A 12,010-nucleotide genomic window follows, 5' to 3' on the forward strand; every position below is an offset into this window, starting at 1 on the left:
CGGTCGGCGGCGCCCGGGTCCCGCGTCACATCTGTTCCAGCAGCACGTCCTCCACCGCCTCGGCGTAGGCGCGCACCGTCTGGTGGTCGAACAGCAGCCGGGTGGGCACCGTGACGTCCAGCAGGCGTTCGACCTCGCGCACCACCTGGAGGCTGCGCACCGAGTCCCCGCCGATGTCGAAGAAGTTGTCGTCGCGGCCGATGTGCTCCAGCCCCAGGGTGCGCCCCCACACCTCGGCCACAGCCTCCTCGGTGGGGGTGCTCGGCTCGACGTGGACGGGCGCGGCGGCGCGTGCCCAGGCGGGTTCGGGCAGGCGGGCGCGGTCCACCTTGCCGTTGGCGTTGAGCGGCAGCGCCTCCAGCACGGTGACGGCCGCGGGCACCATGTAGGCGGGCAGCTCGCGGGACAGGCGCTCGCGCACCAGCTCCGCGTCCACCTCCCCTCCGGTGACGTAGGCGACGAGCTGGCGTCCGCCGGTGGGCGCATCGGCCACCAGAACCACGGCCTGGGCGACCCCGGGCCCGCGCAGCAGGGCGGCCTCCACCTCCCCCATCTCGATGCGGAACCCGCGCAGCTTCACCTGGCCGTCCGCGCGGCCCACGAAGACCAGGCGCCCCTCGGCGGACCAACGCACCAGGTCGCCGGTGCGGTACAGCCGCCCGCCGTCGCCGAAGGGGTCGGCCACGAAGCGCTCTGCGGTCAGGCCGGGCTGGCCGTCGTAGCCGCGCGCCGTCCCCGGCCCGGACAGGTACAGCTCGCCCACCGCGCCGGGCGGGACCGGGCGCAGGGCGCCGTCCAGGACGTGGGCACCGGTGGCGTCCATGGGGCGGCCGATCGGGCAGTGCCCGGCGTCGGCCTCCTCCGCGCTCAGCGGGGTGCACGTGGCGAAGGTGGTGGCCTCGGTGGGCCCGTACACGTGCACCAGCTCGGTGCCGGGGCACGTCCGGCGCACGCGGGCGAGGGAGGCCGGGTCGGCGGCCTCCCCGCCGGTCCACAGCTCGCGCAGCCCCGCGAAGCACTCGGGGTCCTGCTGGGCGAAGAGGTTGAACAGGGCGGTGGTGAGGAAGACCGCGCTGACCCCGTGCCGGGCGGTGTGCTCGCGCAGGGCGTCGGCGGAGACCGGCCCGTCGGCCACCACCGCGGTTCCGCCGTTGAGCAGCGGCACCCAGACCTCGTAGGTGGCGGCGTCGAAGGCGTGCGGGGAGTGGAACAGAACCCTGTCGTGGCCCTCGCGCCAGCGGGAGTCGGCGCTGAGGGCGACCACGGCCCGGTGGTCGACCACCACGCCCTTGGGCGTGCCCGTGGAGCCCGAGGTGAACATGACGTAGGCGGCGGTGTGCCCGTGCACCGGGCCCCGGCGGACCGAGGTCTGCGTGCCCTCGCCCGCCCCGGACAGTGTGCCGTCGGCGGCGTAGCCCACCACCGCCTCCACATCCGCGCAGCGTTCGGCCGTGCCGGGGTCGGCCACGGCCACGCGCGCGCCCAGCGCGCGGGCCAGGGAGGCGACCCGCTCCGCCGGAACGGTCTCGTGCAGCGGCGCGTAGGCGGCCCCCGTGCGCAGGACGCCGAGCATGGCGGCCACCACCCGCGGCGAACGCGGCATGAGCAGCAGCACCCGGGACTCCGCGCCCACGCCCAGCGCGGCCAGGCGGTCGGCGATCCGGTCGGCCTCGGCGTCCAGTTCGGCGTAGGTCCACTCGCCGTCCGCGCCGACCAGGGCGGTCGCCTCGGGGTGGCGGGCGGCCCGCTCTGCGAACAGCGCGGTGACGGTGGCGGCGGGCGGCTCCTCTCCCCCGCCGTCGGCCAGGGCCAGGGACCGGGCCGGGTCGGCCCCGGCCACCCTGCCCAGGGGGCGTTCGGGGTCCTCGGTGAGCGAGACCAGGATGCGCTCCAGGTCGCCCAGCAGGCGGTCCGCGGTCTCGGCGTCGAAGCACGCCGGATCGTGCCCCAAGACCAGGCGCAGCCCGTCGGAGGCGTAGGCGCTCAGCGCGAGCGGGTAGTTGGTGGCCTCCACCGCGTTGACGAACCGGACCCGCAGCCCGTGTTCGGCGGCCGCGGCCTCGTCCACGGGGTAGTTCTCGAACACCACGACGCTGTCGAAGAGCGGGGTGTCCCCGGGCAGGCCCGCCTCGGCCTGCACGCGCGCCAGCGACAGGTGGTCCTGGGCCCGCGAGCGCGCCTGGTCCTCCTGGAGGCGGCGCAGCCACCGGGCCACGGGCTCGGCGGGGTCGACGGCCACGCGCACCGGCAGGGTGTTGATGAACAGGCCCACCGCGGCCTCCACCCCGGGCATGTCGTCGGGGCGTCCCGAGGTGGTGGCACCGAAGACCACGTCGGCCCGCCCCGAGTACGCGGACAGGAGCAGGGCCCACGCGCCCTGGACCACGGCGTTGACGGTCAGGCCGTGGGCGCGGGCGAAGGCGTGCACGGCACCGGCCCGCTCCGGTGCGAGGACGGCCTCGCTGCGGGCGCTGGAGCGGGCGGCGCGCAGGGCGGCGGGCGGCCGGTCGTAGGGCAGCGGCGTGGGCTCGGTGACTCCCTCCAGCACGCCCCGCCAGAAGGCGTGCCCCTCCTCAGCGTCGCGTCCGGCCAGGCGGCGCAGGTACTCCCGGTAGTCGGGGCGCGCGGCCGGGACCCCGCCCCGGTAGGCGGCCAGGACGTCCTCCATGACCAGGGGCAGGCTCCACCCGTCCAGGACGAGGTGGTGGAAGGTCCACACCAGGCGCACGGAGACCTCGCCGGTGCGCAGCAGGGTCACCCGCAGGAGCGGGTCGCGGACGGGGTCCACGCCCCGGGCGGCGTCCTCGGCCAGGTGGTCGGCCAGGGCACGCTCGCGCTTCTCCTCCGTCGCGCCGCGCAGGTCCAGGTGCGCGACCTCGACGGGGACGGCGCGGTGCACGAGCAGGACCGGTTCGGACAGCCCCTCCCAGGCCACGCGGGCGCGCAGGACGGGGGTGGCCGCGACCACCCGCCGCCAGGCGCGGCCCAGGGCACCGGGGTCGTCCACGCCGTCCAGGTCCACGACCACCTGCTCCAGGTAGGAGCCGGAGTCGGGTTCCAGGGCGGAGTGGAAGAACATGCCCTGCTGCATCGGGGTGAGCGGCCACACGTCCTGGACGTCGCGGCCGTCGCCGACGAGGCGGTCGACCTCGTCCTGTTCCAGGTGCACGAGCGGGAAGTCGGAGGGGGTGGCCCCGCCGTGGGCGGGGTCCAGGCAGTGCTCGACCAGCGCGGCGAGTTCGGCGGCCATGGCCCCGGCGAGGCGGCGCACGGTGGCCGTGCCGTGGACGGTGGTGGCGTGGTACCAGTCGAAGACCAGGCGTTCGCCCTCGAAGCGGCCCACCACCTCGACCAGGTGGGCGCGCTCCTCGTCCGGGGAGTGCTCGCCGCCGGGGTTGAGCCGCATCGCGGTGTGCAGGGCGCCCCGGCCGGGGTCGGTGTCGAAGCGGCCCAGGTAGTTGAAGCTCACTCCGGGCGCGGGGTCGCGCTCCAGGCGGGCCCGCTGTTCGGGCGTGCCCAGGTGGCGCAGGGCGCCGTAGCCCAGGCCGTTGCCGGGGACCGCGCGCAGCATCTCCTTGGTGGCGCGGATCTGCTCGGTCCGGTCGGGCCCGCCGGTGAGCACGACGGGGAACACCGTGGTGAACCAGCCCACGGTGCGCGAGGTGTCCAGGTCCTCGAACAGGTCCTCGCGGCCGTGCCCCTCCAGGTCCACGGGCACGCGCGCGGAGCCGGTCCACTCGCACAGCACCCGGCCCAGGGCGGACAGCAGCAGGTCGTTGACGCGGGTGCGGAAGGCCGCGGGCGCCTCGGCCAGCAGGCGGCGGGTGTCCTCCTCGGACAGTCCGGCGGTGACCACCTCCTGGTCGCGAACCAGGCCGTTGCCCCGGCCGGGGTGGTCGCGGGGCAGTTCGGCGCGGGTGGCGGCGACCTCGGCCCAGGTGTCGAGTTCGGCGTCGAAGGCCCCCTCGGCGGTGTGCCGGGCCAGGCGGTCGGCCCACACCGAGAAGGGCGTGGTGCGCGGCCCCGGATCCACGGGCGCGCCCTCGGCGGCCTGGCGGTAGGCGGTGGCCAGGTCCTCCAGCAGCACCCGCCAGGACACCCCGTCCACGACGAGGTGGTGGGCGGTCAGCAGCAACCGGGAGCCCTCGGGGCCGGAGTCGAGCAGGACGGCGGCGAGGACGGGGCCGCGGGCCAGGTCGAGGCCGCTGTGGGCGGCCCGGATGCTCTCCTCGGCCAGGTCGCGGGCCCGCCCGGGTCCGTGTCCGGACAGGTCGACCACGCTCAGCGGCGGGGCGGCCGTGCCGGGTTCGGCAACGCGCGGGCCGTCGCCGTCGCGGCGCAGCCGCAGCATGTCGTGGTGGTCGGCGAGGGCGGCCAGGGCGGTGCGCAGGGCGCGCGGCTCCAGGGGCCCGGCGAGGTCGAGCAGCACCGACATGGCGAAGTGGTCGGGGGCCACCGGGTGGGTGCGGTCGAACCAGCCCATGACGGGCGTGGCGGTGAGCGGGCCGCTCACCGGACCGGCGCCGGACGCGCCGGGCCGCCGCACCCGCGCCACCTCGGCCAGGGCGGCGACGCTGGGATGGGAGAAGACGTCGCGGCTGCTCAGCTCCACACCGGCACGGCGGGCCCGGGAGACCATCTGGATGCTGAGGATGGAGTCGCCGCCCAGGGCGAAGAAGTCGTCGTGGACGCCCACGCGCTCCACGGCCAGGACGGAGGCGAACACCTCGGCCAGGACGTGTTCGGTGTCGGTGCGGGGTGCGGTGTGCTCCCCGCCGTGCCCGGGGTCGGGCAGAGCGCGGCGGTCGACCTTGCCGTTGGCGGTCAGGGGCAGCGCGTCCAGGGCCACGACGGCGGCGGGGACCATGTAGCCGGGCAGGACGCGGGCCAGGGCGCGGCGCCACTCCTCGGCGGTCTCCTCGTCCGCCTCCCCGTTCGAGGGCACGGCGTAGGCGAGGAGCCTGCGCCCGCCGCCGGGTGCGGCGCGTACGAGGGCGACGGCCTCGGCGACGCCGTCCAGGGCGAGCAGGGCGGCCTCGACCTCGCCGGGTTCGATCCGGAAGCCCCGGATCTTGACCTGGGAGTCGGCGCGGCCGACGTACTCCAGCTCCCCGGAGCCGTTCCACAGCACGAGGTCGCCGGTGCGGTAGAGCCGTTCGCCGTCGCCGAAGGGGTCGGCCACGAAGCGTTCGGCGGTCAGCCCCGGGCGGCCCAGGTAGCCGCGGGCCACTCCGGCCCCGCCCACGTACAGCTCCCCGACCGCGCCCGGGGGCACCGGGCGCAGGAGGGTGTCGAGCACCCGCACGCGCATGCCGTCCAGGGGCGTGCCGATCGGCACGGTGCGCACCGGTTCGCCGGTGCGCGCGGCGGGGTGGTGGGCGGCGAAGGTGGTGGTCTCGGTGGGCCCGTAGCCGTTGGCGACCGCGGTGCCGGGGCAGGCCCGCAGCACCCGGTGCACGCTCGCGGGGCTGGCGGCCTCGCCCCCCGTGATGACCTCGCGCAGCGGGGCGAAGCAGGCGGGGTCCTGGGCGGCGTAGAGGTTGAACAGCGCGGCGGTGACGAAGGTCGAGGTGATCCGGTGTCGGCGGGCCAGCGCGCCGAACTCCTCGGCGCTCATGCGCCCGGGCGGCGCGACGACCACGGACCCGCCTCGCAGCAGCGGCGTCCAGATCTCGTAGGTGGCGGCGTCGAAGGCGTGCGAGGAGTGGAACAGCACGCGCTCGTCGCGGCCCCCGCCCCATCGGGAGTCGCGAGCCAGGGCCACCACGTCGGCGTGCGTGACCGCCACGCCCTTGGGCTCGCCGGTGGAACCGGAGGTGTGCATGACGTAGGCCAGCGCGCGCGGGTCGGCCCCGGGCAGGGGGGCCTCGGTCCGCACGGTCGGGTAGGGGCCGTGCCCGTCCAGGACCAGCACGCGCGCGTCGGTGCCCTCGGGCATGCGGGAGCGCGAGGCGGTGTCGGTGACGATGACGCGCGCGCCGGTGCGGGCGAGTGTCCAGGCCACGCGTTCGGCCGGGTCGTCCGGATGGACGGGGACGTAGGCGCCTCCGGCGCGCAGCACCGCGAGCATCGCGGTTACCACGTGCGGCCCCCGCTCCAGCAGCAGCGGCACGGCGTCCTCCGTGCCCACCCCCCAGGCCCTCAGCAGGCGGGCCAGGTCGGCGGAGCGGGCGTCGAGTTCGGCGTAGGTCAGCGCAGGGAAGTCTCCGACCAGGGCCGGGGCGCGGGGGGTGCGGGCGGCCTGCTCGGCGAACGCCGCGGTCACGGAGGCGGGCTCGCCCCGGGCGGGTGCGTGCTCCCAGGAGTCCAGGAGGGCGCGTTCGGCCCCGGGCCGCAGGTCCAGGGCGGCCAGGTCCAGGCCGGGGTCGGCGACGACGGCGTCGGCCAGCCGGGACAGGGCGTCGGCCAGGGCCGCCACGCGTCCGGCGTCGTACAGGTCGGTGTTGTACTCCACCGACAGGCGCAGGGCGCCGTCGCGTTCGGCATACTCGAAGACCAGGTCGGCCAGGGCGGCGGTGCGCGGCAGGTCGACCTCCTCCGCGCGCAGACCCTCCAGTTCCAGACCGCCGGTGTGGGCGTTCTGGAGGACCATCAGCGCCTGGAACAGGGGGCCTCGGGAGGGGTCGCGCTCGGTGACCAGGGCGTCGACGACCCGGTCGAAGGGCATCTCGTGGGCGAGTGCGGCGTCGGCCTCGGCGCGCACCTGTCCGACGAACTCGGCCGCGGTGGTGCCCGGGCGCAGGCGCGAGCGGAGCACGACCGGGTTGACGAAGAAGCCGACCACGTCCTCAAGCTGGGGGTGGTCGCGTCCGGCGGAGGCCGCGCCCAGGGCGACGTCGGCCGAACCCGACGCGGCCGAGAGCACGGCCTGGGTCAGGGCGGCCAGGGTCGCGAAGAGTGTGGCGCCGCTCGCCCCGCCCAACGCGCGCAGCCCCCGGAGCTGGTCGGGGGTCAGGCGGGTTCGATGGACAGCCCCGGCGGTGGTGCGCCGGGCGGGGCGAGGGCGGTCGGTGGGCACTGCCAGCGGGGGCACGTCCTCCAGGGTGCGCGCCCAGTACTCCAGGCGGCGCCGGGCCTCGGGCCCCTCCCAGCGGCCCTGCTCCCAGACGGCGAAGTCGGCGTAGTCGGCCTGCGCGCGGGTGTCGGGCTCCGCGCCGCGCACGGCGCGGTAGTAGGCGGCGAGGTCGCGGTGGAGCAGGTCGACCGACCAGCCGTCACAGGCGATGTGGTGGGTGCTCAGGACCAGGACGTGGTCCCGCTCGTCCAGGCGCAGCAGCAGGGCGCGGGTGGGCGGCCCCGCCACGAGGTCGAAGGGGGTGTCCACCTCGCGCAGCAGGTGCCGGTGCAGCTCCCGCTCCCGGTCGGCCGGGTCGGCGGAGGGGATCTCGCGCACGGTGAGCAGGTCGGCGCGGGGTTCGCGCACGTGCTGGACGGGTTCGCCGTCGACGGTGTCGTAGGTGGTGCGCAGGGCCTCGTGGCGCCGCTGGAGCAGTTCCAGGGCGCGGCGGAGCGCGGGCACGTCGAGCGGTCCGCGCAGGCGGAAGGCGCTTCCGGTGTGGTACTCGGCGCTGTCGCCGTCGAGCTGGTGCAGGAACCACAGGCGGCGCTGGGCCGCCGACAGCGGCAGCGGCCGGCCGCGCCCGGCAGGGGCGATGGGTTCCTCGCGGCGCCCGGCGTCCCCGGCCGCGGCGATGCCCTCGGGGGTGGGGTGGCGGAACAGCGCGCGCGGGTCGAGGCCGGTGCCCAGGCGCTCGCCCAGGCGCCAGGCCACGCGGGCGGCGAGGATGGAGTCGCCGCCCAGGGCGAAGAAGTCGTCGCGGGCGCCGACCCGCTCCAGGCCCAGGGCCGCGGCGAACTCCTCGGCCGCGGCGCGCTCGGCTTCCCCGCGCGGCTCGACGTGGTCGGCGGCGGAGCGGACGGCGGGCGCGGGCAGGGCGCGGTGGTCGACCTTGCCGTTGGCGGTCAGGGGCAGCGCGTCCAGGGCCACGACGGCGGCGGGCACCATGTAGCCGGGCAGGCGGTCGGCCAGGCGTTCGCGCAGGACACCGGTGTCGGCGGTCCCGACGACGTAGCCGACCAGGACGCGCGCGCCCGGGGCGTCCTCGCGGACGGTGACCAGGGCCTGGGAGACGCCGTCCTGGTCGAGCAGGGCGGCCTCGATCTCGCCGGGTTCGATCCGAAAGCCCCGGATCTTGACCTGGGAGTCGGCGCGGCCGACGTACTCCAGCAGGTCGTCGGCGTTGCGGCGCACCAGGTCGCCGGTGCGGTAGAGCCGTTCGCCGCCGCCGAGGGGGTCGGCCACGAAGCGCTCGGCGGTCAGCCCCGGCCTCCCCAGGTAGCCGCGGGCCACCCCGGCCCCGCCCACGTACAGCTCACCCACCTGGCCCGGATCGACCGGGGCCAGCCGGTCGTCGAGCACCCGGGCGAACATGCCGTCCAGGGGCGTGCCGACGGGCACCGACAGCAGCGGGGGCCGGTCGCGGTCCACGGCGAAGTGCGTGGCGAAGGTGGTGGTCTCGGTGGGCCCGTAGCCGTTGGCGACCGCCGTGCCGGGGCAGGCGTCCAGCACGGCGCGGACCGCGCCGGGCGGGACGGCCTCTCCCCCGGCGATGACCTCGCGCAGCGGGGCGAAGCAGGAGGGGTCCTGGGCGGCGAACAGGTCGAACAGGGCGGCGGTGACGAAGGTCGAGGTGATCCGGTGTCGGCGGGCCAGCGCGCCGAACTCCTCCACCGTGAGCCGCTGCGGCGGGGCGACGACCACGGCCCCACCGCGCAGCAGCGGTACCCAGATCTCGTAGGTGGCGGCGTCGAAGGCGTGCGAGGAGTGGAACAGCACCCGCTGGTCACGGCCGCCGCCCCACCGGGAGTCGTGAGCCAACGCGACCACGTCGGCGTGCGTGACCGCCACGCCCTTGGGCTCCCCGGTGGAGCCGGAGGTGTGCATGACGTAGGCCAGCGCGCGGGGGTGCGGGGCGGGCAGCTCCGGGTCGGAGGGGGTGCCGTCGGCCTCCGCACCGTCTTCCGCATCCAGGTCGAGAATCCGGGCCAGGCCGCCCAGGCGCGCGGGCAGGCGGGGGCCGAGCACGCGGTCGGTGAGCACCAGGTGCGCGCCGGTGCGCTCGGCGGCGGCGAGCACCCGGTCGGCGGGCTCGTCGGGGTGGACGGGCACGTAGGCGCCCCCGGCGCGCAGCACCGCGAGCATCGCGGTGACCACGTGCGGCCCCCGCTCCAGGGCGAGCAGGACCGTGCCCTCGGGGGCGAGCCCGCGGGCCAGCAGCAGGCGGGCCAGGTCGGCGGAGCGGGCGTCGAGCTCGGCGTAGGTCACCGCCGGGAAGCCGCCGAGCAGGGCCGGGGCGTCGGGGGTGCGGGCCGCCTGCCGGGCGAAGGCCTCCGGGACCGAGGAGGGCGAGGCCGTGTCCGCGGGGTCGGGGGCGAAGCGGGTGGACTCCTGGGAGGACAGCACGTGACGGCTCCTGGCGCGTGTTCGAAGGCAAGGGCGGAAGGGCGTGTGTGTGGGGGGCGGCGCGGGGGACAGGTGTTCCGTCGCCGCGGCGGCGCGGCCGCTCGGCGGCAAGGGGCACGGAGGCGAATCGGGCCGCCATTCCCGGCGGACCGTCGCACGAGGACAGAGCTTGCCACATCTCCTTATCCAACCGGGCACTTTACCAAAAAGCCCGTCATTCAGATATTCCCTCGGGCGACAGACAACCCAAGACCGAGCACCTTGCGCCACACGGAATACTCAGGCCTCAAAGCAGACAAAATAGAGCAAAAGTGTTATTCGACAGATCACGCCAGTACAAATACATACAAAGCGAACAAAAGCCATGCATGAGCGGAAGGTTTAGATACCGTACGGAGTGGTTAAATTACTCAAAGTAAAGGATCGGACAATACCTGTCCACATGCGGCCACCAGGGAAATCTTTCCCCCGACCGCAGGTCAGCTCGTACGCACGCCCCCTACGTACGCCACCGCCGAAACCGCACCCCCGACACGGACCCGGCGACCGCACCCCGACGCCTCCCCGCTGAGGCGAGCCCGCCCCGGCCGAGCACATCACCGCTGCTCATGACCACGGCAAGGCCCTTACCACACTCCGGAACCCAGTACACGGGTTACTCCGCAAAAGACCGAACCGCGTTCATCCGACGATCTCTTCGACCCCTCCGCCGCAGATAAGCCGCCGTTTCATCGACCAAAACAGCGCTTACGCGAACAGGAGAACTATTGACCGCAATCCCCCCTTCACCAGCACGAACGGGTGACAAGGAACACAATCACACGGGTAAACCCGGGCCGTTGTCGACCGACGTCCCCAACGCGTCACGACCCTTCCATCCAAGCCTTCACCGTCCCGACCGGAAGGCGAACCCCCTGCTAACGGCGGGGATACACCGGGAAAAACACGAAGGCCTCAGTACGCGGCGAATGTCTTCACACCCCGGAAATCTCCTGGAAGGCCCGGACCGTATTCCCCATCACCTGGTTCCCGACATATCCGAAACCCTTGCCAAGATTCGAAGCGATATGTGAGTATCCGTGGCACGTGCGGTCTACCGCCCCGTCCCCGCCGAAGCGACCGGCTGCTCCCGTCCCGAGCGCCGGCCTTTCGGGTGCCCTCCGACTCCCACGAGGAGAACGTCGTGCGCGACGCCCTGTCCGACCTGCTCCGCCGGACCTGTCACCAGGCCGGCGTCCCCGGAGCCCAACTGGCGGTCTACCACCGCGGTGAGCTGCACAGCTGCGCCACCGGGGTGGAGAACGCCCAGACGGGGCGCCCCGTGGCGCCCGACTCGCTCTTCCCGATGGGCTCGGTGACCAAGACCGTCACCGCCGCCTTGGTCATGCAACTGGTGGAGGACGGCGACGTCGACCTCGACTCCCCGGTCCTGGACCACCTGGGCGGGGCCGCTCCCGACCACCCGCTGCGGGGCGCCACCCCCCGCCACCTGCTCAGCCACACCTCCGGTCTGGTCTCGGAGCGCTCCGAGACCGCGCCCGCGCCCTCCCTGCGCCGCTACGTCTCCTCGCTCACGCCCGAGGACCGCGTCGCCGAGCCGGGCACGCTGTTCTCCTACTCCAACACCGGCTACGCCGTGGCGGGCCGACTGGTGGAGGCCGTCACCGGGCAGAGCTGGTGGGAGACCGTGGAGTCGCACCTGTGCGGCTCCACCGGCATGGAGCTGGCGCCGGTCCTGGCGCCGCCGCCCTTCCCCACCGCCGACCTGGTCACCGGACACGCCGTCGACGGCGCGGGCCGGGCCCACCCGGTGGGCTTCCACATCGAACCGGCGCTGGCCCCGGCCGGGGGCCTGGCCGCCAGCGCCACCGCCCTGGCCGCCTTCGGCCGCGCCTTCCTCGACCCCGAGCACGCCGCCCTGGACGGCGAGGTCGCCGCCCCGGACGTGCTGCGCGAGATGGGCCGCTCGGTGAGCGTGGCCGACCCCTTCGGCCTGGCCGACGGCTGGGGCGCCGGGTGGTCGCTGCACCTGGCCGGGGACCGCCTGTGGTACGGCCACGACGGCACCCTGGACGGCGCCACCTGCAACCTGCGCGTGGACCCCGAGGGCGGCTCCGTGGTCGCGCTGACCACCAACGCCACCACCGGCGTGACCGCCTGGGAGCACGTGGTCCGCGGCCTGCGCGAGCTGGGGGTGGACGTGGGCCACTACCGCCAGCCCGACGCCGCGGCCGAGGGCGGAGCCACCGGGCCCGGCCCGGACCTGGTCACCGGGCGCTACGGCAACGGCGGCCTGGCCGCCGAGGTCGTCCCCGGCAGGGACGGATACCGGCTGGTCATGTCCAACGGCTTCGAGGGCCCGCTGTCCACCGGGCCGGGCGGCGCCTTCCGCGTCGTCTCCGAACGCCACGGCGGGATCGCGCTCAGCGGTCGCTTCCTGGCCGACCCCGCCGAGCCCCGGCGCGCCACGGCGCTCCAGTACAACGGGCGCACCCTGCGCCTGAGCGGGCTCGCCGTGGGCCCCAACGCCTGATCCACTCCCTGCGC

General features: G+C 75.2%; 2 protein-coding genes. One reads left to right on the forward strand and one right to left on the reverse strand.

Features of this window, described 5'->3' with window-relative positions:
• Positions 1 to 25 precede the first annotated feature (25 nt).
• On the reverse strand, positions 26 to 9,463 hold the full coding sequence (locus PV789_RS26575; protein WP_274975075.1) for a non-ribosomal peptide synthetase: 9,438 nt from the start codon (positions 9,461 to 9,463) through the stop codon (positions 26 to 28).
• Positions 9,464 to 10,646: 1,183 nt separating this feature from the next.
• Here PV789_RS26575 and PV789_RS26580 point away from each other — a divergent pair.
• The gene (locus PV789_RS26580) at positions 10,647 to 11,996 is read left to right on the forward strand and encodes a serine hydrolase domain-containing protein (protein ID WP_274975076.1); all 1,350 of its coding nucleotides are present in this window, start codon (positions 10,647 to 10,649) and stop codon (positions 11,994 to 11,996) included.
• Positions 11,997 to 12,010: the final 14 nt, after the last annotated feature.

Origin of the sequence: Nocardiopsis camelliae (assembly GCF_028993595.1) — a bacterium.
Taxonomy (GTDB): domain Bacteria; phylum Actinomycetota; class Actinomycetes; order Streptosporangiales; family Streptosporangiaceae; genus Nocardiopsis; species Nocardiopsis dassonvillei.